Source organism: Archangium gephyra, from assembly GCF_042230915.1.
In the GTDB taxonomy this organism is placed as follows: domain Bacteria; phylum Myxococcota; class Myxococcia; order Myxococcales; family Myxococcaceae; genus Archangium; species Archangium gephyra_B.
In genome coordinates, this window is sequence record NZ_CP102578.1 from 5,457,434 (window position 1) to 5,480,815 (window position 23,382).

General features: G+C 68.4%; 23 protein-coding genes. 12 read left to right on the top strand and 11 right to left on the bottom strand.

Annotated features, from left to right (window positions below; all coding sequences use genetic code 11):
• Window positions 1-4: 4 nt before the first annotated feature.
• The 5 genes from ccoN to NR798_RS21400 all read left to right on the top strand — a co-directional run bounded on the left by ccoN (window position 5) and on the right by NR798_RS21400 (window position 5,139).
• Window positions 5-2,341 carry a cytochrome-c oxidase, cbb3-type subunit I gene (gene ccoN, locus NR798_RS21380; protein WP_375773335.1) on the top strand — a complete coding sequence of 779 codons (2,337 nt, stop codon included), beginning with the start codon at window positions 5-7 and terminating at the stop codon, window positions 2,339-2,341.
• 2 nt (window positions 2,342-2,343) lie between these two features.
• Entirely contained in the window at window positions 2,344-2,517 is a 174-nt protein-coding gene (locus NR798_RS21385; RefSeq protein ID WP_375773336.1) for a CcoQ/FixQ family Cbb3-type cytochrome c oxidase assembly chaperone, read from the top strand.
• Window positions 2,514-3,068, top strand: coding sequence for a cbb3-type cytochrome c oxidase N-terminal domain-containing protein (locus NR798_RS21390; protein ID WP_375773337.1), 555 nt, complete (start codon window positions 2,514-2,516; stop codon window positions 3,066-3,068). Before NR798_RS21385 ends, NR798_RS21390 begins: the two co-directional genes overlap by 4 nt.
• Window positions 3,069-3,078: 10 nt before the next feature.
• Entirely contained in the window at window positions 3,079-4,518 is a 1,440-nt protein-coding gene (gene ccoG, locus NR798_RS21395) for a cytochrome c oxidase accessory protein CcoG (RefSeq protein WP_375773338.1), read from the top strand.
• A 201-nt stretch (window positions 4,519-4,719) separates the two neighbouring features.
• Window positions 4,720-5,139, top strand: a complete 420-nt coding sequence (locus tag NR798_RS21400) for a c-type cytochrome (protein WP_375773339.1) — start codon at window positions 4,720-4,722, stop codon at window positions 5,137-5,139.
• Window positions 5,140-5,201: 62 nt separating this feature from the next.
• Here the strand turns inward: NR798_RS21400 and NR798_RS21405 are convergent, their stop codons facing one another.
• Both NR798_RS21405 and NR798_RS21410 read right to left on the bottom strand, forming a co-directional pair.
• The gene (locus NR798_RS21405; protein WP_375773340.1) at window positions 5,202-5,678 is read right to left on the bottom strand and encodes an FBP domain-containing protein; all 477 of its coding nucleotides are present in this window, start codon (window positions 5,676-5,678) and stop codon (window positions 5,202-5,204) included.
• 107 nt (window positions 5,679-5,785) lie between these two features.
• Entirely contained in the window at window positions 5,786-6,874 is a 1,089-nt protein-coding gene (locus tag NR798_RS21410) for a hypothetical protein (RefSeq protein ID WP_375773341.1), read from the bottom strand.
• 125 nt (window positions 6,875-6,999) lie between these two features.
• Here NR798_RS21410 and NR798_RS21415 point away from each other — a divergent pair, with 125 nt between their 5' ends.
• On the top strand, window positions 7,000-8,643 hold the full coding sequence (locus NR798_RS21415; protein ID WP_375773342.1) for an RICIN domain-containing protein: 1,644 nt from the start codon (window positions 7,000-7,002) through the stop codon (window positions 8,641-8,643).
• 234 nt (window positions 8,644-8,877) lie between these two features.
• On the opposite strand, the gene NR798_RS21420 is transcribed toward NR798_RS21415, so the two are convergent.
• The 3 genes from NR798_RS21420 to NR798_RS21430 form a co-directional block, all read right to left on the bottom strand.
• The gene (locus NR798_RS21420) at window positions 8,878-9,246 is read right to left on the bottom strand and encodes an Imm8 family immunity protein (protein WP_375773343.1); all 369 of its coding nucleotides are present in this window, start codon (window positions 9,244-9,246) and stop codon (window positions 8,878-8,880) included.
• 70 nt (window positions 9,247-9,316) lie between these two features.
• Window positions 9,317-9,916: an NADPH-dependent F420 reductase gene (locus NR798_RS21425; RefSeq protein WP_375773344.1), complete on the bottom strand. Its 600-nt coding sequence runs from the start codon at window positions 9,914-9,916 to the stop codon at window positions 9,317-9,319.
• Between the two features lie 20 nt (window positions 9,917-9,936).
• Complete coding sequence (locus tag NR798_RS21430) at window positions 9,937-10,593, bottom strand: hydrolase (protein WP_375773345.1); 657 nt, start codon at window positions 10,591-10,593, stop codon at window positions 9,937-9,939.
• Between the two features lie 139 nt (window positions 10,594-10,732).
• On the opposite strand from NR798_RS21430, the gene NR798_RS21435 reads away from it, so the two are divergent.
• The gene (locus NR798_RS21435; protein WP_375773346.1) at window positions 10,733-11,701 is read left to right on the top strand and encodes a LysR family transcriptional regulator; all 969 of its coding nucleotides are present in this window, start codon (window positions 10,733-10,735) and stop codon (window positions 11,699-11,701) included.
• Between the two features lie 11 nt (window positions 11,702-11,712).
• Here the strand turns inward: NR798_RS21435 and NR798_RS21440 are convergent, their stop codons facing one another.
• A complete protein-coding gene (locus NR798_RS21440) occupies window positions 11,713-12,285 on the bottom strand; it encodes a cysteine hydrolase family protein (RefSeq protein ID WP_375773347.1) in 573 nt (190 codons plus the stop codon).
• Window positions 12,286-12,418: 133 nt separating this feature from the next.
• On the opposite strand from NR798_RS21440, the gene NR798_RS21445 reads away from it, so the two are divergent.
• A complete protein-coding gene (locus tag NR798_RS21445; protein ID WP_375773348.1) occupies window positions 12,419-12,853 on the top strand; it encodes an Lrp/AsnC family transcriptional regulator in 435 nt (144 codons plus the stop codon).
• Window positions 12,854-12,886: 33 nt separating this feature from the next.
• On the opposite strand, the gene NR798_RS21450 is transcribed toward NR798_RS21445, so the two are convergent.
• The 4 genes from NR798_RS21450 to NR798_RS21465 form a co-directional block, all read right to left on the bottom strand.
• Window positions 12,887-13,837, bottom strand: coding sequence for a Virginiamycin B lyase (locus NR798_RS21450; protein ID WP_375773349.1), 951 nt, complete (start codon window positions 13,835-13,837; stop codon window positions 12,887-12,889).
• A 415-nt stretch (window positions 13,838-14,252) separates the two neighbouring features.
• Complete coding sequence (locus tag NR798_RS21455; protein ID WP_375773350.1) at window positions 14,253-16,346, bottom strand: prolyl oligopeptidase family protein; 2,094 nt, start codon at window positions 16,344-16,346, stop codon at window positions 14,253-14,255.
• Window positions 16,347-16,378: 32 nt separating this feature from the next.
• Entirely contained in the window at window positions 16,379-17,320 is a 942-nt protein-coding gene (locus NR798_RS21460) for a phosphotransferase (RefSeq protein ID WP_375773351.1), read from the bottom strand.
• A 14-nt stretch (window positions 17,321-17,334) separates the two neighbouring features.
• Complete coding sequence (locus NR798_RS21465) at window positions 17,335-19,848, bottom strand: PQQ-dependent sugar dehydrogenase (protein ID WP_375773352.1); 2,514 nt, start codon at window positions 19,846-19,848, stop codon at window positions 17,335-17,337.
• A gap of 320 nt (window positions 19,849-20,168) precedes the next feature.
• On the opposite strand from NR798_RS21465, the gene NR798_RS21470 reads away from it, so the two are divergent.
• From NR798_RS21470 to NR798_RS21480, 3 genes are all read left to right on the top strand, one after another.
• On the top strand, window positions 20,169-20,480 hold the full coding sequence (locus NR798_RS21470; RefSeq protein WP_375773353.1) for a hypothetical protein: 312 nt from the start codon (window positions 20,169-20,171) through the stop codon (window positions 20,478-20,480).
• Window positions 20,481-20,534: 54 nt separating this feature from the next.
• Window positions 20,535-20,819 carry a hypothetical protein gene (locus NR798_RS21475; protein WP_375773354.1) on the top strand — a complete coding sequence of 95 codons (285 nt, stop codon included), beginning with the start codon at window positions 20,535-20,537 and terminating at the stop codon, window positions 20,817-20,819.
• Window positions 20,820-20,939: 120 nt separating this feature from the next.
• Window positions 20,940-21,449, top strand: coding sequence for a tetratricopeptide repeat protein (locus NR798_RS21480; RefSeq protein ID WP_375773355.1), 510 nt, complete (start codon window positions 20,940-20,942; stop codon window positions 21,447-21,449).
• A gap of 33 nt (window positions 21,450-21,482) precedes the next feature.
• Here NR798_RS21480 and NR798_RS21485 read toward each other — a convergent pair whose 3' ends face one another.
• Window positions 21,483-22,715 carry an MFS transporter gene (locus NR798_RS21485; protein ID WP_375773356.1) on the bottom strand — a complete coding sequence of 411 codons (1,233 nt, stop codon included), beginning with the start codon at window positions 22,713-22,715 and terminating at the stop codon, window positions 21,483-21,485.
• A 96-nt stretch (window positions 22,716-22,811) separates the two neighbouring features.
• Between NR798_RS21485 and NR798_RS21490 the strand changes: the two genes are divergently transcribed.
• Window positions 22,812-23,375, top strand: coding sequence for a hypothetical protein (locus NR798_RS21490; protein WP_375773357.1), 564 nt, complete (start codon window positions 22,812-22,814; stop codon window positions 23,373-23,375).
• Window positions 23,376-23,382 lie beyond the last annotated feature (7 nt).

Consider the following 23,382-nt stretch of genomic DNA (forward strand, 5'->3'; position numbering starts at 1 on the left):
TTTCGTGCAACAGCAACGCATCGTCTACGACGACACCATCACCCGCAGGTTCATCATCGCGTCGCTCCTCTTCGGCGCGGTGGGCCTGCTGGTGGGCGTCTTCATCGCCGCCCAGCTCGCCTGGTGGCAGCTCAACTTCGGCGTCCCCTACCTGACCTTCTCCCGGCTGCGCCCGCTGCACACCAACGCGGTCATCTTCGCCTTCGTGGGCAACATGATGTTCGCGGGCGTGTACTACTCCACCCAGCGTCTGCTGAAGACGCGGATGGCGTCCGACACGCTCTCCAACATCCACTTCTGGGGCTGGCAGGCCATCATCGTCGCGGCGGCCATCACGCTGCCCATGGGCATCACCACCTCCAAGGAGTACGCGGAGCTGGAGTGGCCCATCGACCTGGCCATCACGCTCGTCTGGGTCGTCTTCGCCATCAACTTCTTCTGGACGCTGGCGAAGCGCAACGAGAAGCAGCTCTACGTCGCCATCTGGTTCTACATCGCCACCATCATCACCGTGGCGGTGCTGCACATCGTCAACAGCCTGGCCCTGCCGCTGAGCCCGCTCAAGAGCTACTCCGTCTTCTCCGGAGTGCAGGACGCGCTGGTGCAGTGGTGGTACGGCCACAACGCCGTCGCCTTCTTCCTGACCACGCCCATCCTCGGCATCATGTACTACTTCCTGCCGAAGGCGGCCGAGCGCCCGGTCTTCTCGTACCGGCTGTCCATCGTGCACTTCTGGGCCCTGGTCTTCATGTACATCTGGGCCGGCCCGCACCACCTGCTCTACACGGCGCTGCCGGACTGGGCGCAGTCGCTGGGCATGGTGTTCAGCCTCATGCTCTGGGCGCCTTCCTGGGGCGGCATGCTCAACGGCCTGCTCACGCTGCGCGGGGCCTGGCACAAGCTGCGCGAGGATCCCGTCCTCAAATTCTTCGTGGCGGGCGTCACCTTCTACGGCATGGCCACCCTCGAGGGGCCGCTGCTGTCCATCAAGTCGGTGAGCGCGCTCGGCCACTACACGGACTGGATCATCGGCCACGTGCACGGCGGCGCGCTGGGGTGGAACGGCCTCATGGCGGCCGGCATGTTCTACTGGCTGATGCCGCGCCTGTACGGCACCAAGCTGCACTCCACGAAGGCCGCGGACGCGCACTTCTGGATGGCCACGGTGGGCATCCTCCTCTACATGGTCGCCATGTGGGTGTCCGGGGTGAACCAGGGCCTCATGTGGCGCGCCACCAACCCGGACGGGACGCTGCTCTACCCGAACTTCGTGGAGACGCTGCTGGCCATCCGGCCCATGTACATCGTCCGCATGGTGGGCGGCCTGCTCTACCTCGTCGGCTTCGTGATGATGATGTGGAACCTGTGGAAGACCGCGCGTGCCGGCAAGCCGGTGGACGCGGAGACCACGGTGGTGGTGGAGCCGGAGGCGGTGCCCGCGGGCGCGCGGCCCGGTCTCGGGGCGCTGCTCACCGGCTGGCCGTTCGTCTTCGGGGTGGCCATCATCGGCGTGTCCCTCTTCCTGGGCTGGGGCAGCCCGATGCGCTTCTTCGTCCTCACGGGCGTCATCGTGGTGCTGGGCGCGCTGGCCTTCGTCGTGGCGCGCAAGCAGCGCGAGTCGGGCCGGCCCTCGTGGTTCGCGCTCGTGGAGGGCCGCCCGCTGGCCTTCACGGTGCTCACCCTGGTGGCCATCCTCGTGGGAGGCGTGGCGGAGCTGCTGCCCACCATCCTGGTGAAGCAGGCGGTGCCCCACCATGGCGAGGGCCAGCAGCCGTACTCGCCGCTGGAGCTGCAGGGGCGTGACCTGTACGTGCGCGAGGGCTGCTACGTGTGCCACTCGCAGATGATCCGCCCCTTCCTCGCCGAGACGCAGCGCTACGGCGACGTGTCGCGCGCCGAGGAGTTCATCTACGACCATCCCTTCCAGTGGGGCAGCAAGCGCACCGGGCCGGATCTGCACCGGGTGGGCGGCAAGTACCCCAACCTCTGGCACTACACGCACCTGATGGATCCGCGCGCCACCAGCCCGGGCTCCAACATGCCGTCCTACGCGTGGCTGGCGGCGAACAAGCTCGATGTGAAGGCGGCGCCCAAGAAGCTGGCGCTGATGCAGAAGCTGGGCGTGCCCTACACCAACGCGGACGTGGACGGGGCCGAGGCGCGCCAGAAGGCCCAGGCCGAGACGATCGTCACGGACCTGGCGGCCCAGGGCGTGCAGGTGGCGTGGGACTCGGAGATGGTGGCCATCGTCTCCTACCTGCAGCGGCTGGGGCGCGGGCCGCAGGATCTGCCCAAGCCCGTCTCGCCCGAGCCCGTCTCGTCGACCCAGGGAGCGGAGTAGCCATGTACAAACAATTCTTCTCGGGCATGCAGCTCACCGCGCTGCCCCTCTTCGCCATGTTGTTCTTCCTGGCCCTCTTCGTCGGCGTCGTGGCGTGGGTTCTCCTCGCCCGGCGCGGCCAGGACTTCGATGGGCTCGCGCGGCTGCCGCTGACCGGGCCGGAGGATCACCCATGAGTGCCCAGGACAAGTCTGGCGTCGTCCACGTCTATGACGGCATCGAGGAGCTGGACAACCACCTGCCCAACTGGTGGCTGTTCATCCTCTGGCTCACCGTCTGCTTCGGCTTCGGCTACTGGTACTACTTCCACACGACGGGCGAGGGCAGGGGCTCGCTGGAGGTGTACCGCGCGGAGGCAGCCGAGGCGGCGCGGCTGGCCGAGGCCCGCAAGCCCAAGCCGGACTCGGACGCGGGGCTGATGCTGCTCGTGCAGGACAAGGGCCTGGTGGACGAGGGCCAGCTGAACTTCCAGCAGACGTGCGCGGCCTGCCATGGCCTGAAGGGCGAGGGCATCATCGGCCCCAACCTGACGGACAACCAATGGCTGCACGGCGGCAAGCCCACGGACATCCACAAGGTGGTGAACGAGGGGGTGCTGGCCAAGGGCATGCCCTCCTGGGAGAAGGTGCTGGGCCCGCAGCGGGTGCGCGCTGTCGTGGCGTACGTGCTGACCCTCAAGAACACGAACGTGCCGGGCAAGCCGCCGCAAGGCGAGCCCGAGAAGTAGGGCATCCGCCATGGCCTCGCCGCAACCGCAACCGCAGCCTCCACCGCAGCCTCAGGGCCCGGGCCTGGGCCATCTTCCTTCCGTGAAGGCGGATGGCTCGCGTCTGGCCATCCACCCCGCGGACGTCCATGGCCGCTTCATGACGCGGCGGCGCGCCGTCTTCGCGGCGCTCATCGCCATCTACGTCGCGCTGCCGCTCATCCACGTGGGAGGCCGTCCCTCCATCCACCTGGACGTGGCCGCGCGCCGCTTCTACCTCTTCGGCAACACCTACAACGCGCAGGACTTCTGGCTCGTCCTCTTCCTGCTCACCACCATCGGCTTCGGGCTGTTCTTCGTCACGGCGTGGCTGGGCCGGGTGTGGTGTGGCTGGGCCTGCCCGCAGACGGTGTTCCTCGAGGGCGTGTACCGGCAGATAGAGCGGTGGATCGACGGCCCGCGCGAGCGCCGTCTGCGCAGGGCCGCCGGGCCGTGGACGGCGGCGCGGGTGGTGCGCGCGGTGGCCAAACACGGCGCCTACGTGGTGGTGTCGCTCTTCCTGGCGCACGTGGCGCTCAGTCTCTTCGTCTCCGCGCAGGGGCTGACGGGCATGGTGCGGGACGGGCCGGCCCAGCACCCGGTGGCCTTCGCCTGGGCCATGGCCGTCACCGGCGCGCTCTACTTCAACTTCGCCTGGTTCCGCGAGCAGCTCTGCGTGGTGCTCTGCCCCTACGGGCGCCTGCAGTCCGCCATGCAGGACCGGGACTCGCTCATCATCGGCTACGACCTGGGCCGGGGCGAGCCCCGGGGCCGCGTACAGAAGGTGAAGGCCGGGGGCGTGGAGCCCTCCCGGCAGGGCGACTGCGTGGACTGCCGCAAGTGCGTCCTGGTCTGCCCCACCGGCATCGATATCCGCAACGGGCTGCAGATGGACTGCATTGCTTGCGCGCAGTGCGTGGATGCCTGTGACGAGGTGATGGACAAGCTGGGCCGGCCGCGGGGCCTCGTCCGCTACGACTCGCTCAACGGGTTGGCGGGGCAGGGGGGGCGTGTGCCGCGTCCGAGGCTCTTCATCTATGGAGGGCTGCTGCTGGCCTCCGTGCTCGCACTCGGGGTGAGCCTCGCCCGCCGCACCCCCTTCGAGGCCAACCTGCTGCGCCTGCAGGGCACGACGTACGTGCTGGAGGGCGGCACCATCCGCAACCAGTTCGATCTGCACCTGGTGAACAAGAACCCCACCGAGTCCACCTTCTCGCTGCGAGTAGACAGCCCGGTGGAGGCCTCGGTGGTGGTGCCCCAGCGGCAGGTGAAGCTCGCGTCGCTGGAGAGCTTCCGGGTGCCGCTCTTCCTCACGCTGGAGCGCGGTCAGGCCCGCCCCTTCACCTTCTACCTGGAGGTGACGGATGAGTCCTCGGGCCAGGTGAAGCGGCTGGAGGCCCACTTCCTCGCGCCTCCGGGGAACGGCACCTGACGCAGGCTTTGCGTCCCTTCCCCCCCACGGACCGGCAGGATTTTCGCGCTGCCTGCCCGCCAGGAAGACAGGCCGGGTGCCTCCCTCTGAACGGTGCCCCCCGGTGTGCTGTCCCTTCCTGGCGCCGGACTTGCTTGGATGGTCCAGCGCGGCTCCCGGTACATACTCGGGGGCGTGTTCACCTGGATGTGGAGGTCATACGTGTCGCGTGAAAACCTGACGAGATGGACGCTGGTGGTGGGGCTGCTCGGCAGCGGCCTGGTGTTCGGTGCGCCTCCGGCGAAGCCTGCGCCGACGAAGGAGATGCTCGAGAAGGCGAAGACGTCCTTCACCCGCAATTGCGCCGCCTGCCACGGCGAGAAGGGTGATGCCTCCGGGCAGATGGCCGCGGTCCTGGTTCCCAAGCCGCGCAACTTCCTCAAGGATCCCTTCAAGAAGGGCAACAAGCCGGAGGAGATCTTCCAGACGCTCGCCACGGGCATCCCGGGCTCGACGATGGTGGCCTTCACCCAGCTGCCCGAGGAGGAGCGCTGGGCACTGGCGTACTACGTGAACGAGTTGCAGAAGCCGGGCTCGGTGCTGGGCGGCAACAAGCCCAAGGGCGGCAAGGGCAAGAAGTAGGGCTCACGCCGAGGGACGGCCAGTGGCGCGAGGCCCCTGGCCCTCGTCCCTCGGCGTACCCGTCAGCGGCTCTCCGCGCTGAGCTCCATGCCCAGCGCCTCGTTCGCGAAGCGGGCCATGCGTTCGAGCAGTTGCCGGTTGTCGTCCAAGACACTCCGCCCGGACATGTTCGCCGCCTGCTCCAGCTTCTCGTTGCAGCGGAGATCCAGGCAGAGATTCACGCCCACCCGGCGCTTGGAATCGACATCCGTGGTGAGCAGCCCGATCTGGTCCGCCGAGCCCGAGGCCCGGCACCACTCACACACCCGGAGCGCCAGCATCTTGTCTCCCTGCTGATCGCGGCGGAACGCGATGCCCGTGGGCTTCTTGGCGCCCGGTGCGGTGAACACGAGGAAGACGCGAACCCCGTAGGGGTCCACCCACGCGAGGTAGTCGCGGACAAACAGTGGGAGCTGGATACCCTTGGGCAGCTCGACGTGCTTGCGATCCCGCGAGCGGAACGCGCTCAGAAGCTCTTTCTCTGTCTCGATGCGGAACATGCTCTGGATCACCCCCGAAGCCGCGCCATTACCAGATCGCGCACGAGGCGGTCCAGATGCACCGCTGTCACATGGGCCTGTTGAGCCGTGAGCAGCGGCAGGGGACGTCAGTGTCCCGCCGGCTCCGGAGCACGGGAGGGGAGGAGTACGTCGAGGTACTCGGTGGCATACGGCGCCAGCAGATCACTCTGGAGGCGGAACCTGTCGCCAAACAACCAGGCGGCGGCATCCTGATCCAGCTCGTGGGTGGCCAGCGCCTCCAGGGAATCTCGCGAGCCGAACGCCTCCAGGACCACGATGCGCTCCTCGCGTGCCGCGCCCTCTCCCTGCTTCGGCTCGCCGAGGAGCCGCTCGAAGTATTGGAGGGACGCCTCCCGCGCGCGCGCCTGCCGGGAGGTGCTGATGACGACGGCCAGCCGTGCCCACTGCTCCGGACTCAACGAGGCGCGAATGGCGCTGACGTGTTGGTGGAGCTGCTCCAGCTCGTCACGCGCCGAGGCCCGGACATTGTCCACCACCGCCGGACGCACGGCCTGGGCGAAGCGCTCCAGACGCTCCGGGGTGGGCCTTCCCCGTGACAAGCACTCCGCGAGCAGGGTGTCGCTCTCACGCAGCAGGGTCCGCTGCCCCTCCAGCAGCTCGGGCGGCAGGAGACTCCGGGTGGAGGACGTGGGCGTGTCGAGGTCGGCCAGTGTCTCGGCGATGCGCTGCCGGGTGCTCTGGAAGAGGGCCTGCGTCTCCGGGGTGAGCGTGGCGCCGGGGTTGCCCAGCAGCGCCACGGCGATGCTCAGCGGGACGTGCGAGAACGCCTTGAGGGCGTGGTAGCGCGGGGAGAGGACGGTGTACTGGGTGCTCTTCCCCTGCCACACGAAGGTGAGCGTCCCCTTCATGAGCAGGAGGGGGCGCTCCCCGGTGCCGAGGCGGGCGGTATAGGCCTTCCGGGCGCCCGTGTACTGCTGGTGGAAGAGCGCATTGAGCGCGGTGAGGGGCTGTGCGGGTTGCTCCGCCGGGGCCGGGGCGGAGCTTCGGGCCGCCGTGGGGGGCGCGGCGTCAGGAGGAGAGACCGGCGCGACCGCGGGGGCGGCGGTCTGGCAGGCCATGAGGCAGAGCCCCACGAGGGCGGAGAGCAGCAGGTGGCGGGAGGAGACACGGGCGAGCGGCATGATGCGCGGAGTGTCGGAGTCCGGCGTGCCCACCGTCAATCACCGCGCCGGACCGGTGTACTCCGCCGCGCTGATCTTTTTCCGGTGCGCTTGCCCGAAACGAAAAGCCACGGGTCTCAGTTCGCAAACACCCGGCATCCGCCAAGGAGCACAGACCCATGCTGAAGAAGACGATGACGCTGTTCGCCTCGATGGCCATGTTGGCGGGTTGCGGAGAGGTGCCGACTGGCGCGGTGGAGGAGTGGAACGCGGGCGGCGCTGAAGCGCCTCGGCCGAGTGAGCCCATCGGTAGCACGGAGGAGCCGCTCAACAACGGCACCTATACGACGAGCCTCTTCCCCGAGGTGGTGCGCATCCTGACGTACTACTCGTCGACCGGGAACTACTACACCTGTACCGCCACGGCGATCTCAGAGGACACGCTCCTCACCGCGTCGCACTGCGTGAAGGTGGGCAACGAGGTCGCGCAGTGGGTCAAGGTCGACAACGCCGACGGTGACAACAACAACACCGAGGGGTCGTACTCGAGCTACATCGTGATGTCGAAGGACCTGTACTCGAACGTCTACTACGGCACCTCCCAGGGCGAGAGCACATACAAGCGGGATCTGGCGCTCGTGAAGTTTGGCAAGAGGACGTTCAGCAAGTACCTGCCGTTCGCCTACAAGACCGACCTGGTCACGTCCGGCACCACCGTGACGATGGTCGGGTTCGGCGGAGAGACGACGAAGGCGTACGGCACGCGCCCGATCAGCGGCACGACGAACACCAACAACGGCTCGGACTACGGGTACTTCAACATCGTCTCCGACACCTCGACGCAGCCCTATACCGAGGGCGGCGACTCGGGCGGTCCGCTGCTCTACCAGGAGAACGGCCAGTACTACGTCGTCGGCGTCTTGATGGGCGGGAGCATCTCGGGCACGACGAAGTATCACGTCTACCCGGCGCTGACGCAGGCCGTCTACAACCACATGTCCCGGTTCATGACGCTGCGGGACAAGTACTGCATCGAGGCCTACCGGCACTCGTACAGCACGGCCTGGGGCGGTAGCTGGGCGTTCTGTGTCACCGGTTCCATCAACGTCAATCTCGACGCCTCGGGCTTCTCGGATCCGTTCAACGCCTACTCCCACGGCAACAGCTCGACCTGGAACGACGAGATCAGCGCGTTCACCATTCCCACCGTGATGGCGGGCACCTTCTACGAGCACAGCAACTTCGGCGGGAGTTCGGTCACGTTCGTCAACGTGTTCCCCTTCCTCGACAACTCGCTCGTCAGCAACCTGAAGGACTTCAGCTTCAACGATCTGATCTCCTCGTGGTCGCTCACCTCCACGGACTCTCCCTGGATCGTGAAGTTCCAGCTGCAGAACGCGAGGAACGGCAAGTGCATCGATGTCGTCAACGGCAACCCTGCCAACGGCACGAACGCCCAGATCTGGGATTGCACGAGCGGGAACAACAACGAGTACTTCACCCTCGTGGAGACCTCGACGCCAAACGTCTACCTCGTGAAGAGCTCTCAGGCAGGCACGTGCCTCGACGTCTCGGGCGGCGGCACGACGAACGGCACCAACATCCAGCTCTGGGAGTGCAGCTCGGGGAACCCGAACCAGCTCTTCCGCTTCGAGCAGTTCCCCGGGCAGAACAAGTTCCACATGGTCAACACCCGCACCGGTAAGTGCGTCGACGTCGCGGGCGGCGGCACGACGAACGGCACCAACATCCAGCAGTGGGAGTGCCTGGACTCCAGCAACTCGTCGGTCAACAACCAGGTGTTCTCGTTCAAGATGTACTGAGCAGAACCCGCCTGTTTCAACGCCGGTCTCCCTGAGGGAGGCCGGCGTTTTCCTTTTCGCGCTGGCTCAGCGGTCTCATGGCCACGACCCTACCTGTTGAGCGGGAACGGGGACCCTGTTGAGCGGGCGGGCTGGTGCATGGTGGACTGCCAGCACATGGGTCACTACATCGTTGGCTGGTGGCAGCGGTTCTGGGTCCGCCGCGGTGGCTGGCTGTCGCCGTGACGGGGACGGTCAGCTCACGCTGTAATCTTCATACTCCCACATGAAATAGCGCTGCAGCCGGAGGACCGATTCCTCCCAGGACGCAGCAGCACAGCGCGCCACGATCTCCACGCACGTCCGCCGGAGGAGGTCCCAAGAGTAATCCGCCAGGATCAACGTCGCCCGCTCCCTCACCACGGGTTTCGAGGAGCGGGCTCTCAGCCCTTCAGGCGTGGACACGACCACCTGGAAGACATCCATTCCTGCCTCTCCCGCGACGCCAATCTCCATCTCCAATAGGAAGAACACGTCGGAGCGATCATCAGGCCGCCAAGCCTTGAAATCGACATCGGGTGACGACCAGCTCCGAATCTCCAGCTCGACAGGCTTTGAGGTCATGCTCGAGGTCCGAGTGAACCTCACCGCTCCACCCGCCGTCTAGCGCATCGCATCCTCCCCGCGGCGGAGGTCAGTCCAGCTTGAGCAGGTTGAGCGTTGGCAGCGGACCCCCGGGGAACTGTTGCAGCCGTCCGCCGATCGCCAGGCCGCCGAGATCGACGGTAGCGAAGCCCGCCTGCCCGAAGAGGCCGCTCACCTCCGTCTTGGCGCCCGCGTCATCTCCCGACATGAACAACACGCGGCGGCCTCCGGACTGCCGGGGTTCCGCCGCGAGCACGGCGGCGAGGAGGGTGTTGGCCGTCTTCACCACGCGCGCGCCCGGGGCGAGCGACGCCACGACCTCGCTCGACGTGCTCCCTCCCAGGTCGGCGAGGCGGAAACCGGGCAGGAGGACGGGGTTGGTGGCATCGACGAGGATGCGGCCGTTCCACGCGGGCACGCCCGACAGCGCCTCGCGCACCTGCTCCCATGGCACCGAGAGCATCACCATGTCCGCCGCCGCGGCCTCCTGCCGCGTGCCCGCCCGGGCCCGGGGACCGAGCTGGCGCACCAGTCCCGCCAGCGTTTCCGGGCCACGGCTGTTGCTGACAATCACTTCATGGCCGGCCTTCGCCATGTGGCCCGCCAGGGCCTGACCGATGCTGCCCGCGCCAATGATGCCAATCTTCATGACACGCTCCAGGTGCGCCTTCACTTCGAGTGGGGCGTGGAGAGCAACTGCTGCTCCCACGTGAAGCTGGTGCCGACGACGCCCATGTGGTCGACGAGCAGCGTGGCGAGGCCGGGCACGGTGTCCGTCCGGGCCCAGTCGCGCTGGAGCTCGGAGGCGAAGACCGTCCAGGTGAGCGGCACGGCGCCGGCCTGGATCATCCGCTGGATCGCCATCTCGTGCGCTTCGACGGTGACGCCGCCGGAGGCGTCGGTGACGATGTAGACCTCGTAGCCCTCGCCGAGCGCGTGAATCACCGGCATCGCGAGGCAGATCTCCGACCACAGCGCGGCCATGACGATCTTCTTCCTGCCGGTCTTCTTCACCCACTCGACGACGCGGGTGTCCTCCCACGTGTTGATGAACGTGCGGTTGATGGGCTTCTGCTCGGGGAAGACGTCCTGCAGCTGCTTGAGGAGGTAGCCGCCGCGCTCCTCCACCACCGTGGTCAGCAGCGTGGGGACGTTGAACAGCTTCGCGGACCTGGCCAGCCCCACGACGTTGTTGATGATGGTCTGGGTGTCGTGGCTGCGCAGGCCGGCGAACTGGAAGGGCTGGTGGTCGATGAGGAGCAGCACGCAGTTGTCGGGCGTGAGCAGCGCATCGAGGCCGGCTTTCGGGTTGTGGGGGGCGGTCATGTCGGTCTCCAGGGACAGCGGGAAATGGGACGGACGCAGCGGTCCGTGCCCGGTGGCTGATGGAGATGAGAATGGCCGCGCGGCCCCTCTTGCAGTAGAGGGGAATCCGCTGAATCACTTTAAACAGGATGTTTAAGGCATGGAGACCCTCATCACCCTGGAGTCGTTCGTGCGCAGCGCACAGTCCTCGAGCTTCTCCGCGGCCGCGCGCCGGCTGGGGCTGACCCCCGCGGCCGTCAGTCAGAATGTCGCGCGGCTCGAGGCCCGGCTGGGCGTGCGCCTGTTCCAGCGCAGCACGCGGGGGCTGACGCTGACCGAGCCGGGGGAGCGCTTCCTGCGCGACGTCAGCGGCGGACTCGACACGCTCCAGACGGCCATCGCCAACGTGTCACTGGCCGCGGAGCAACCGGCGGGGGTGTTGAAGGTCAGCATGGCTCCCGCTTTCGGGAGCGGTTACCTCGTGCCGCTGCTCCAGGACTTCCTCGCGCGCTATCCCGGCATCGTACCGGACTGGCACCTCGACAACCGGCCGGTGGACCTCATCAACGAGGGCTTCGACGCGGCGATTGGCGGCGGCTTCGACCTCCCCTCGGGGCTGGCCGCGCGGGAGCTGGCCCGGGCGCACGTGATCGCGGTGGCCTCGCCCTCCTACGTGGCGCGCATCACACCGCCCAGGGATCCCTCCGAGCTTCAGCGCCACGAGGGCATCCTGTTGCGCTCTCCGCTGACGGGGCGCATCCGCTCCTGGCCGCTGCGCAACCGCTCGGGCGAGCAGGTCGCCGTCGAGATGCGGCCGCGCATGATTCTCAATGACCCCGAGGCCGTCTGTCACTGCGCCCTGATGGGCCTGGGCATCGCCTTCGTCGCGACGATGAACGCGCTGCCGCACCTGCGCAGTGGAACGCTGGTGCGGCTCCTGCCGGACTGGTACGCCGACATCGGTCCGATTTCGCTCTACTACGCCGGGCACCGGCAGCTCCCCGCGAAGACCCGCGTGTTCGTGGACTACGTCGTGCGCGAGTTCAAGCGCCAGGATCTGCCCGGCATGTTCGACGCGGGAGGCGCCGACGCCGGCCGGGTGCGCAAGGGCACCGGGGCGAGGCGCTGAGCCGCTCCGTCTCAGGCCGCCCGGGCCGCGAGCCCCTGCAGCACGTCCGCGGTGTCCACCACGCGGCCGAACTCGGTCGCCAGGGTGGCGAGGTGCGCGCGGTGCATGGTGTCCGCGTCGAGCAGGGTGCCATCGGGTGCCCGCTGCGCCCAGGTGTGGCAGGCATCCCCCACCACCACGAGGTCGAAGCCGAGGTTGGCCGCCATGCGCGCGGTGGTGGAGACGCACATGTCCGTGGCGATGCCGAAGAGGACGACCTGACTCACCCCGGCCGCACGCAGGCGCGCCTCCAGGTCGGTGCCGATGAAGGCGCTGTTCACGCTCTTGACGATCAGCGGCTCGCCAGCCCGTGGCTCGAAGCCCGGCTTGAGGGCGTTGCCCGGCTGCCCGGGGCGCAGCAGCGAGGTGGGGGAGGGGCTGTCATTGCGCACGATGACGAGTGGCCGCCCGGAGCGCCGCCAGGCCGCGAGCAACTGGAGCGCGTTCGCCTCCATGCGGGGGTTGTTGCGCGGGCCCCAGGAGGGGTCGTCGAAGCCCTGCTGCACGTCGATGGAGATGAGCGCTGCGCGGTCGTGGAGTTCCATGTGCTTGCTCCCGTAGGTGGTGACGCGGCACCCTAGGGAGGACGGCCGCCGGTCGACAGGTGGCGGAGTGCCGGTATACCGGCGGAATGCCGGTGGGCACTGGGGATGGGCTCGCAAGAGGAGAACGACGGGTATGGCGCTGGACGAGTTGGACGGGCGGATCCTCGCCCTGCTGGAGGCCAACGGGCGGGAGTCCGCCACCAAGCTGGCGGCGAAGGTGGGCCTGTCGCGCTCGGCCGTCCAGGAGCGGGTGGCCCGGCTCGAGCGCGACGGCATCATCCAGGGCTACACCATCCGGCGGGGCCGTGGAGGGCCTCCGGCCGGAGTGGAAACCTACCTCTTCGTGCGGCTGGAGGGGCCGGCGTGCCCGCGCGTGGCCCCCCTGGTGCGCGAGCTGCCGGAGGTGCTCAGCATCGAGTCGCTCGCCGGCGAGCTCGACATGCTCATCCGCGCGCGTGTCCCCGACATGGCGGCCCTGAACACGCTGCGCGAGCGCGTGGCCCGCCTCCCCGAGGTGCGCACCGTCACCACCGCACCGGTGCTCGCCGTGCACCTGGACCGGCGCTGACACACCGCTTACTCGGCGCGTGGCGCGAGGAGGCTACTGCGCCAGCGTGAACTTCGAGATCTTGTGCTCGGTCGGCTGCGTGATCCACAAGGTGTTTCCCACGCCGCGGGCGAGCCCCCAGGCGCCGAGCACTGTCTGCACCTCGGTGACCACCCCGTTCGGCGTTATCTTCGCGAGCTGCTTGGTCCCGTAGTACTCGGTGAACCAGATGTTGCCGTCCGGGCCGGCCACGGGATTCCACGGCTGCGGCGAGTTGGCGAGGGGGAAGAGCGTGATGGTCCCCGTGGGCGTGATGCGCCCGATCGTGCTGCTGGCCGGCATGGCGAACCAGACGTTGCCATCGGGGCCAGCACCGATGGTGTGTGGCTGGTCCACTGGCCCGAACTCCGTGATGTTCCCGTTCACGTCGATGCGGCCAATCTTGTTGCCCTGGTGTTCCGCGAACCAGAGCGCGCCGTCCGGTCCGGCCGTGATGCCCAGGTTGTCCGGGTAGATGCTGCTCGTGACCGCGTACTCGGTGAACACGCCCGACGTCGTCAGCTTGAAGATCTTGGATCCCATGGTGAACCAGAGGTTCCCATCGGGGCCGCTCGTGATGTCCGCCGGAAAGCTGTGATAGCCCCCATCGTTCGGGGGCGTGAACACGGTGATCACGCCCGCCGGCGTGATGCGCCCGATGGTCGAGGGCTGCGCGGGCATCGTGAACCAGATGTTGCCGTCCGAGCCCACGGCGAGCTGGTCCGGGTACTCCGGAGTGGTGAACTCGGTGAGCTTCCCCTGGGTGTCGAGACGTCCGATCCGCCCCCAGGTGTCCGATGACTCCGTGAACCACACGTTGCCGTCGGGAGCGACCGCGATGTCGTTCGGCTGCAGGGAGGAGTTCGGCAGGCCGTACGACGAAAGGGAGCCGGACGAGCCGCCCGCGAGGGCGGTGAGCGAGGTGAGCGCGACGGCGAGGGCGAGGAGCTTTCCGGGTTGTCTCATGGGGGTCTCGGGGGGTGGTGGACCGCCTGCTCCGCCGGACGGCGGAACTGACGGTTCTTCGGATCGGATGCTGGAGAACGACGTCGTCTACCGCGAGAGAACATCCGTTACTTCACGCTGTCGTGCAGGTGTGGCCGAGAAAGGGCCACGCGGTCCTTGTGCTGACGCCGGAGAAGGCTGCCATTGGGGAGCCCCTGTCGGAAGAGAACGTGGAAACGCTGATTACCATGCGATTCCGGTTCGCAGCAAGACATCCAGGTCATGTCTGATCAGGTGGACCGATACGCATTTCTCTTTGGGGCAATTTGCCTCCTGGCGTGCTCCGCGCCGAGGTGTTCCCGGGGCCAAATGCCCCATGTCTGTCTTAGACGACGTGTACGGACTGGACGCATGGTGCGGGCGGGAGTCCGCCACGCTAGGCCTCGCCCGGGGTGGGCGGTGCGACGTCGAGCGCCCAGCAGTAGAAGCTCAGCTCGTCGACGTCTTGTTCGACGAGCGCCGTCAGCGTGGTGCCGCCGCCGTGTCCCGAGTCCCGGAGCGGCAGCAGGAAATAGGGTCCTCCTTGGGTGCCCTCGGCCTGGAGCCTGGCGACCATCTTGAGCGGATCGTGCGGTGGCGCGGTCCGGTCGTTCAACGCCGTCACGAAGGTCATCACGGGGTAGCGGCGATCGGCTCGGACGTTGTGATAGGGCGAGTACCCGGCGAGATACGCGCCCTCGACGGGATCTTCGGGCGAGCCGTACTCGACGGTCGCCGAGCTCAGGAATCCGAACTTCGGAAACCGCAGCATGTCGAGGGTGGGCGCGCGGCAGTAGACGGCTCCGAAGGCCTCGGGCGCTTGCATGGCGGTGACAGCGACGAGCAGCCCGCCGTTGCTGTTGCCGCGCGAGGCCAGCCTGGAGGGCGTCGTGTAGCCCGCCGAGACGAGCCACCGCGCCGCCGCGATGAAGTCGTCGAAGGCGTTCTGCCGCCGCGTCTTGCATGCCGCCTCGTGCCAGGCACGGCCGTATTCGCCGCCCCCCCGCACGTTGGCGAAGGCGAGCACGCCGCCCAGCTTCAGCCAGGCCGCATGGAGCGCCGTGAAGCGCGGCTCCACCGAGATGTTGAAGCCTCCGTAGCCGCTCAGCCGCACCGGCTGGCGCCCGTCGCGAGGCAGGTCCTTGCGGTGGATGATGAACATCGACACCCGTGTGCCGTCGAGCGACTCGTACCAGACCTGGTCCGTCACGTACTCGGACGCGTCGAGCCCGACGTCGGGGATGTGGTACGGCGACAGGCGGTCCGCCGCGTAGTCATACCGGTAGACCGAGGGGGCCTGCACATACGACATGAAGTGGACCCACACCTCGTCGCCGCTCCAGGAGCCGCTGATGCCGCTGACGATGCCTTCCCCCTCGTTGCGATTCACCGAGCCGAGGGCTGGCAGCGCGAGGTCGCGGAGCCAGGTGCCGTCCTCGGCGTGGATGCGCACGCGATGCGACGCCGCATGCGAGTAGACGGCGTAGAGCCGGCCTCCGACACCGGCGACCGTCTGCAGCGTGTCCGGGCCTTCGGGGATGAGCGTCCGCCACTCCGTCGGCGCCGACAGCGGCGCGACACAGAGTCGGCCGCGCGGCGCGTCGAGGTCGGTCTGGACGAGCAGCGAGTCGCCGAGCACCTGCACATGGTTGAGGGAGCGCATGACAGGCGCCACCGCGATGAGCGCGTCATCGGCGAGGCGCAGGAGGTAGACGGCGTTGGCGTGCACGTAGTCCCACTTGGAGAGCACGGCGAAGCGGCGGCACTCGCTCAGCTTGACGGAGCACCAGTACTCCTTCACCTGGTCGTCGCCGAAGATCCGGCGGGCCGGCGCGCCCGACCCGAGCCGGTGCTCGTAGATGGCGTTCCAGTGCGCCTCGTCGCCCGCGGGCACCTCGCCCGGTTCGGGACACGCCGCATAGAAAAACCCTGAAGAGTCGGGCCGCCACGCCACGGACGCGTGGCTCGTCCCGCGGGGCCGGTCGGGAAGCAGCCGCCCCGTCTCGACGTCGAGCACGTGGATCACCGCCTCGTGGGTGCTGCCAGCGGCCTTCCCGAACGCGACCCGCGCACCGTCGGGGGACGGCACGGCGAAGACCAGGGCCTCGTTGTCCGCCCAGGTGTTGGGGTCGAGCACCGTCTCGAGCGGCGCGCCCTTACCGCGCCGGAGCATGAGCTTGAGCTTGTCGTCGCTGGCGTCCGCCTGCCAGAGAAACTCGCGGCCGTGCGGCCCGGCGGGAATCGGCGGAGAGAGCCGAGCATGGCGCGCGGAGCGGGCGACCACTGCCCGCAGCGCATCGCGTCCCGGCACCGCGCGCAGCACCGCGTGCGTGACGGCTTCCTGCGCCGCGATCCACGCCTGGGTCTCCGCGGCGTCGAGCCGCTCCAGCCAGGCGTATGGATCGTCAACCCGCCTGCCGTGCAGCGTGTAGCCGCTCTCCGGAGCACGCCGCGCCGTGGGAAATTCCAGGGTCCGGTTCAGGTTCTTCATCAAGAGTTCATTGGCCGGCGCGCCGGACATGGTCACAGCGCGAGGCTCTCCTTCAGCAGGGCGAGACCGAACCACCACTGGCCGTCCGCCGTGCCGATCTTCAGCGTGCCGGCCATCATCCGCTGATAGAACTCGCCGAGCGAGGGCGTGGAGTCGAGCGTCTCCGCGCCGGTGGCCCCCGCGTGCTTCATCTGGCGGGCGAGGTGCAGCTGGAACGAGCCGGCGAGCGCCGCCGCCAGCCGGCGGTTGTACTGGAAGCGGTGGGGGAGCCTGTCGAACGGGCTGCCGTCGTAGGCCGAGAGCAGGCGCACGCAGGTGCCCTCGTCCATGCGCATGAAGACGCAGAGCACCGCGAGATCGTAGAAGGGGTCCATCACCCCGGCGGTGGCCCAGTCGAGGATCAGGATGGTCTCGCCGTCGTAGATGAGGTTGGTGGGGTTGAGGTCGTTGTGGCCGAGCAACCGGGCGCGGTCGCTGGCCGGTGGCTCCTCGGCGAGCACGCGCTGGACGGCGTCGCGGGCGAAGTCCGGGAGGGCGAAGCCGGCCAGGAAACCGTTCCAGACCTGGGCGAGGACCTCGCGGGGATCTCGCGTGTGCGCGCCGGCGGGGACGGGGAGCGCGTGGATGCGGCGCACGGTACGGCCGAGCTGGGTGAGCGCGGCTTCGTGGGTGCGCGGGTCCCGGTAGAAGGCCATGAACGAACGGTCGGCGACGAAGGAGGTCAGGACGGCGCGCCGCGCCTCGTCGACGTGGACGATGCGAGGCGCGAGGCCCGCGTCGGCGGCGAGCCGCTGGATGTGGAGCGCGCGGCGCCAGTCGGCGTCGTTCTCGGCCTCGCCTGCGATCTTGAGCACGAACGGCTGGCCGGCGGCCTCGACCCGGTAGACGCCAGCGCCCGACATCCCCGCGGCGATCCGGGTGATGGTGGTGGTGGGTGCCCTGAGGTCCGCGGGCAAGCAATCTTCAATGGTCATGTTCGACCCTCCGCTCATAGCCTACGCCAGCTGAGCTGGGACACCGCGCCGCCCCCATTCTCGTAGTACTCCATCACCACGCGGTGCCGTCCCTTGGGAAGGAAGATGAGCCCGCTGTACGTCGTGGGCCCCTGGTCCCACCAGGCATTGATGACGCGGGTGCCGTTCACATACACGCGGACCCCATCATCCGCCCGGGCGGTGAAGCGATACGTCCCATAGTTGAGCGGGAACCAGCCCGTCCAGCGCACCGAGAACTGGTCCGCCGCGACTTCGAGCGCGGGGCTGCCTTCACCCCAGTCATGAGAGATGGGGGCTGGCTCGCATCGCACCATCACGGGCTCGCCGCCGAGCCAGGTGTTGTTGAAGTACTCCGCCCGGAACTGCCCGTCCGGGCACCCGGCCGGTACGGGCTGGGCGAACGTGGCCGTGTACGTGGCGCTCGTCTCTCCGGCCTCGACCTGGTGCTCCGCGGCCCCACCGTCCGACCAGCCCTGGAAGAGATAGGGCTCCTGCGGCGAGGGCGCGCTCACGGTATTGCGCGAGCCAGCGACGACCGTGCGCGTCAGCGGGGCCGTCCCGCTCTGCCCGTTGAGGACCACCTGCAGGCCGGAGGGGGCGGTCCCCAGTGTCAGCTGCACCGTCCGCGGATGGATGCTCACCGTGCGCGTGCCCGTCAGGCCTCTCGAGTCCGATGCCGACAGCGTGAGCTCGAAGGAGAACTCGTCTCCGTGGTCCGGGATGAGGAGGCTCCCACTGGCGCCTGGATGTGAGGTGTACGGGTGGGGATGGCACGTGCCCTGGGTGCAGTGGTGCAGCGTGAGCGTCCAGGACAGCTTGTCCGCGGGAATCCATCCCTCCTCCGCATCGAGTGCCTCACCCGAGTAGGTGATGACATCCCCCACCTTGAACGAGGAGCCCTGCGCGGGAGAGGTGATGGTCACGCTCGGGCTCGTGTCGCCCACGACGACGGTCACGCTCGCCGAGCGGCTGCCGCCACGCCTGTCGCTCACGGTCAGCCGGGCGGTGTAGTCGCCGTTGGCGGTATACGTGTGCTCCGGGTGGGCCAGGCTCGAGCCCGTGCCATCACCGAAGTCCCAACTGTAGTCGAGCAGATCTCCATCCGGATCTCCGCTGCCCGCGCTCGAGAACCGCACGAGCAGCGGTGCATACCCATTGTCCGGAGCCGCCGAAGCCGCCGCCGTGGGAGGCGTGTTCCCCACCGTGTAGCGGACGCGGCGCACCTGCCCGTCGGCGATGGCCACGTAGTAGAGGTCTCCGCCGGGTCCGGGCCCGATGGCGGCCGGACCATGGGTCTCGGAATCGAAGAGCGTCACGCTGTCAGGAATCAGGTGGTCGTCCTCGTCGACGCGCAGCGTGCGCAACCAGTTCTGGGCGTAGTCCCCGAAGAAGTAGGTTCCCCAGTAGGAGGAGGGGTAGTCCTGGCCGGTATAGAAGAACCCGGCGGTGGAGCACGCGCTCCCGTTGTCGTGGCTCCAGAAGTAGAGGGGCTGCTTCACCGCGGAGGGGCCCCGGGCATAGAGCGCCTGGCAGACGGGCTTGGGCGCGTAGCCTGCCTGGGGCTCGGGACCCTCGTAGCAGGGCCAGCCGAAGTTGGCCCCCGCCGTGGCGACGTTGAGCTCCTCGTACTGATTCCAGCCCACGTCCCCCAGGTAGGGCCGGCCCGTACCCGGGCGCAGGTGGAAGCGATAGGGATTGCGGAGCCCGTAGCTGAAGACCTTCGAGCGGTTGGCCCGGGCCTCTCCTGTCCAGAACGGATTGGTGGGCAAGCCCTCTCCCAAGCGGGTGATGCGCAGGAGCTTGCCCGCCAGCGAGTCGAGGTCCTGCGCTCGCAGGGCGTCGTCGTTGACGTCGACGAAGTGCGCTCCATCCCCCAGGGTGACGAAGAGCGTGCCGTCCGGGGCGAACTCGAGGTGGCCGATGCTGTGCGAGGGACTGTCGGAGGGAATGCAGTCCGTCCCCGCGGGAAGGTCATTGCAGGAGGGGGCCACCTGGGTGCCGAGCAGGATGACCTCGCTGGTGGGCAAGGCGGTGTTGCCCACCACCGTGTAGCGCGCCAGGCGTCCGACCTTGGGCTCGAGGTCGTCCCAGGCATCGTCATCGTAGGTGTAGAGGAGATAGATGAACCCGTTCGCCGCGAACTCCGGGTCCACCGCCAGGCTCAACAACCCGCGATCATGGGCGGCATTCACCCGGTCCCGGATGTCGAGCACGGGGGTGGGCAGGAGCGCGCCGTTCTCGTAGACCCGCACCACCCCCGCCTTCTCCGTGATGAAGAACCGGCCATCGGGCAGGGGCACGAAAGCCGTGGGCACCTCCAGCCCCGAGATGAAGACCTCGTCGGAGAATCCACCGGGCAGGGCGCTGCTCAGCACCCCCGGCCGGGGAGGGTCTCCTCCCGGGTCCGAGCCCCGTGCATGCGCCGACGCCAGCAGGAGACATCCCAACCACGGCAACAGGGACGTCGTGCGCAGGGGGCGCCCGCGCGATGAGGGGGAAGTTGCCATGACAGGTTCCTCGTTGGCGCCAGGCCTCAGGGTGCTCGCAAAGCTGGCGCCTGCCTCGCCCGCCACCATTGGTCCCGAGGTGCCGTCCACTGTTTGATTCAGTCTCCTGTCTGGCTCCGCTCGGGAGGCCGGCAGCGCAAAGGCAGCTTGGTAGGAGCTTTCTCTACTTTCCCCACCATCCCCGCCAACCTGAAATTATCTGTCTTTGCAGAAACCAGGTAACTCCAGGTTTTCAAAGTATTATTTGTAATACGCCATTTGTTGTGTAGAGTGCTCCACGTCAACACCCCCTCCTTCCCCCCCCCATTCGTGGAGCAGTCATGGCTCTGAACACCCGGAAGTTCGTCGTCGGCGCCGCGCTCGCCTCGGCCGCCGTCCTGTCCACCGCCGCGTACGCGCAGGTTCCCCCGGACCACTGCATCAACGTCTGCCAGAGCGCGAGCTTCTACGCGGGCTACAACAGCTCGAGCGGCCCCTACGGCTTCAAGCGGACCCTGTATTACGGCGACAAGGTCGGTCACACGCGTGGCGCGCACCCCGTCTACAACGGCTGGGCGGCCACCTTCGACTACGGCCCGAACGACTGGGGTTACATGCGCTACGAGTGCCTCGGTGGCTGGGGCTCCTGGTAATCCAGCCCCTCCCTCGCTGACTCCAACCCCTCTCATTCAAGCAAGGAAATGACCATGCGCCTCAATCGCAAAGCTGTCGTTGCCGTCGCGCTGCTCGCCGCGGGCGTCGCCGCCGCCTCCATTGGTCCCTACGCTCGCGCCCGTTTTGGCGTGCGCCAGACGGTCTGCGCGCAGAGCCTGTACCTGCGCACCGCCCCCAACGACGGCCCCTGGTCCGGCACGCTCGTGTACGGTGAGACCTTCACGTCCGAGTCCCGCAGCGGCGACTACGTGTATGGCTTCGCCTATGGCCAGCTCAACCGCAAGGGCTGGGTGCAGGACGGCTGGTTCTGCAACTGATTCGCAGCCCGTGACGTGAGGTGTGTGGCGGGCCCGGTTGCGCGATGCGCGGCCGGGTCCGTTGTCGTTTGGGCGGGTGTATACAGTCGTGGGTCCGGCGTATCGCGAGGAGGCGAGTCGATGAGAAGGGTCTGGTTGCTGGCGCTGCTCTCGGTGGTGGCGTGTTCCGAGAAGCAGGCGCAGGTCGGTGGGGCGGGGCAGGCCAGTGGGCCCGTGCAGGCCAGTGGGGCGGGGCAGGTGCCCAGGTCCGAGCTCGCCCTCGCGAACGAGGACGAGTCGTGTCCCGGCGGTACGGTGCGGGGGTGCTGGGAGGCGGCCACGGAGGCCGAGATGAAGGGCGACGTCGCGCGCGCGACCGGGCTGTACACCCGGGTGTGCGACGCGGGCGGCGCCCGGGCGTGCAACGTGCTGGGCATCCTCGCGTCGAAGGAGGGCACGGACGGGGCGCGCGTCTATTCGCTCTTCATGCGCGGGTGTGACGGCGGCGACATGTCGGGCTGCTACAACGCGGCCATGTGCCACAAGACGGGCGGGTGTGCCGCGAAGGATGACGCCGAGGCCACGAAGCTCCTCAAGCGCGCGTGCGACGGCGGCGACCCGGATGCCTGCGCCCACCTGGGCACCCGCTGAAGGCCGCCGGCTCCCACTCCCGGAAGGACGGGCTCAGCGGTCGTCCCGGGCCGCGGGAGCGGGGACGTGCTTCTTTCCGAGTCCCTCCCGCTTCAGCAGCACCCCGAGCCCCGCCGCCCCGAGTGCGGTGAGTGCCCCCGCGAGGAAGGGCGCGCTGGCGCCCAGGGCTTTGTAGAGCGCGCCACTGGCCACCGGGCCCACGGTGCGCGCGAGTCCTCCCGAGGACTGGGCCAGTCCGAGCGTCAGGCCCAACAGGGCGGGATTCGCCGCCTGGGAGGCCAGGCTCGAGAGCAGCGGTTGGGTGAGGCCGAGCCCCGTGCCGAGCAGCACCACGGCGCCGATCAGGGGGAGGGGTTGGGCCGAGGCGCTCACGCCCAGCATGCCGGCGGCGAGCAGCAGCGTGCCGAAGATGAGCAGGCGCGCCTCGCCCACCGCCTTGGACAGCGGACCGATGAGGCCGCCCTGGATGACGAGCCCCAGTCCCCCCACCAGGCCGAAGATGTTGCCCACCTGCTCCGCGCCCCAGCCGACGCGCTCCTGGGCGAGCAGCGCGAAGGCCACCTGGAGCGTCGTCATGGAGAGGAAGACGAAGAAGTAGAGCAGCAGCATGAGGCTCAGCGCGCGTTGCCGGGGCGAGCTGTGGAACACGCTCAACCGCGAGGGCTGCTTCGCCGCGGGGGCGCGGCCCGACGGGGCGTGGGTCTCGGGCATGGCCAGGAGCACTCCGAGCGCGCCGACGAGGGCGAGCGCAGCCGCCGCCAACGGGGGGACCCAAGCACCCCACTGCGAGAGCTGGCCGCCGATCATGGGCCCCAGGACGAGTCCCAAGCCAATGCCCGCCCCGAGCCGGCCCATGGCCCGTGCGCGGCTCTCGGGCGGGGCCACATCCGCCAGGGTGGCCTGGCACGCCGAGAGGTTGCCCGCGGTGGCGCCGGCCAGGATGCGCGAGACGAAGAGCAGCGGCAGCAGGTGGTGGTAGCTGGCCAGGGAGAAGAGGCCCATGGCCACCGCGTTGGCCGCCAGGCTGAGCAGGATGATGGGCCGGCGGCCGTAGCGGTCCGAGAACCTCCCGAGCACGGGCGTGGCCAGCAGTTGCGTGAAGGAGAAGCTGCCGAGCAGCACGCCCACCGTGAGCTCCGAGCCCCCCATCGACTGGACGTAGAAGGGCAGGAGCGGGATGACGATGCCGAAGCCCACCAGATCGAGGAACACCGTCACGAAGACGAGCACCTCGATCCGGCGGAGGATCCGTGGTTCTGGGACCATAGGGCCCCACCCATACCGGGGAGTCAGGCGCTCCGCCACCCTTCCGGGGTGCGGACGGACGTGAGCCCTCCCCGGGTTGATGGCACCATGGGGCGCATGACTCGCAAGATGTTGCTGCTGTGGGTGTCCCTCGCGCTCGCCGCCTGCGCCCGCTCCACCTCGTCCCAGCGCGTGGGCGAGGCCCCGGGTACGGCCTTCAAGTCCTCCCTGTCGGTGCTGCTCGAGCACCGCGCCGAGCTGGCTCTCTCCGCCGAGCAGGTGGACCGGTTCGAGAAGATGGACTTCGCCCTCCACGAGAAGAACATCGGGCTCCAGCATGAGCTGGCGGCCCTGCAGGCCCAGAGCAAGAAGGACAACCGTCCCTGGCATGGAGGCTACATGGGCGGCGGGACGCATGACGCCCACGGAGGAAAGGGCTCCAGCACCAGCGGGCCTCCGGACGCGGACAAGGAGCGGTTGGTGCGGCGCGAGCGGCTGGAGCGCACCGAGTCCACGCTGCGCCAGATGCAGGACAACGACACGCAGTCCTATATGGAGGCGGAGAAGGTGCTGAGCGACGCGCAGAAGCCCCGGGCGCGCGAGCTCTTCTCCCAGGAGCGCGAGAAGCTGCTCAAGCAGCTCGAGGCCCTCCACTACCGGCAGCGCAAGGGCGACTACTGAGGCCGCC

Bases quoted from the DNA above. Each gene is read 5' to 3' on its own strand.
- NR798_RS21385 (WP_375773336.1), top strand. From the start codon at position 2,344: ATGTACAAACAATTCTTCTCGGGCATGCAGCTCACCGCGCTGCCCCTC.
- NR798_RS21390 (WP_375773337.1), top strand. From the start codon at position 2,514: ATGAGTGCCCAGGACAAGTCTGGCGTCGTCCACGTCTATGACGGCATC.
- ccoG (WP_375773338.1), top strand. From the start codon at position 3,079: ATGGCCTCGCCGCAACCGCAACCGCAGCCTCCACCGCAGCCTCAGGGC.
- NR798_RS21405 (WP_375773340.1), bottom strand. From the start codon at position 5,678: ATGTTCCGCATCGAGACAGAGAAAGAGCTTCTGAGCGCGTTCCGCTCG.
- NR798_RS21415 (WP_375773342.1), top strand. From the start codon at position 7,000: ATGCTGAAGAAGACGATGACGCTGTTCGCCTCGATGGCCATGTTGGCG.
- NR798_RS21420 (WP_375773343.1), bottom strand. From the start codon at position 9,246: ATGACCTCAAAGCCTGTCGAGCTGGAGATTCGGAGCTGGTCGTCACCC.
- NR798_RS21425 (WP_375773344.1), bottom strand. From the start codon at position 9,916: ATGAAGATTGGCATCATTGGCGCGGGCAGCATCGGTCAGGCCCTGGCG.
- NR798_RS21430 (WP_375773345.1), bottom strand. From the start codon at position 10,593: ATGACCGCCCCCCACAACCCGAAAGCCGGCCTCGATGCGCTGCTCACG.
- NR798_RS21435 (WP_375773346.1), top strand. From the start codon at position 10,733: ATGGAGACCCTCATCACCCTGGAGTCGTTCGTGCGCAGCGCACAGTCC.
- NR798_RS21440 (WP_375773347.1), bottom strand. From the start codon at position 12,285: ATGGAACTCCACGACCGCGCAGCGCTCATCTCCATCGACGTGCAGCAG.
- NR798_RS21445 (WP_375773348.1), top strand. From the start codon at position 12,419: ATGGCGCTGGACGAGTTGGACGGGCGGATCCTCGCCCTGCTGGAGGCC.
- NR798_RS21450 (WP_375773349.1), bottom strand. From the start codon at position 13,837: ATGAGACAACCCGGAAAGCTCCTCGCCCTCGCCGTCGCGCTCACCTCG.
- NR798_RS21455 (WP_375773350.1), bottom strand. From the start codon at position 16,346: ATGAAGAACCTGAACCGGACCCTGGAATTTCCCACGGCGCGGCGTGCT.
- NR798_RS21460 (WP_375773351.1), bottom strand. From the start codon at position 17,320: ATGACCATTGAAGATTGCTTGCCCGCGGACCTCAGGGCACCCACCACC.
- NR798_RS21465 (WP_375773352.1), bottom strand. From the start codon at position 19,848: ATGGCAACTTCCCCCTCATCGCGCGGGCGCCCCCTGCGCACGACGTCC.
- NR798_RS21470 (WP_375773353.1), top strand. From the start codon at position 20,169: ATGGCTCTGAACACCCGGAAGTTCGTCGTCGGCGCCGCGCTCGCCTCG.
- NR798_RS21475 (WP_375773354.1), top strand. From the start codon at position 20,535: ATGCGCCTCAATCGCAAAGCTGTCGTTGCCGTCGCGCTGCTCGCCGCG.
- NR798_RS21480 (WP_375773355.1), top strand. From the start codon at position 20,940: ATGAGAAGGGTCTGGTTGCTGGCGCTGCTCTCGGTGGTGGCGTGTTCC.
- NR798_RS21485 (WP_375773356.1), bottom strand. From the start codon at position 22,715: ATGGTCCCAGAACCACGGATCCTCCGCCGGATCGAGGTGCTCGTCTTC.
- NR798_RS21490 (WP_375773357.1), top strand. From the start codon at position 22,812: ATGACTCGCAAGATGTTGCTGCTGTGGGTGTCCCTCGCGCTCGCCGCC.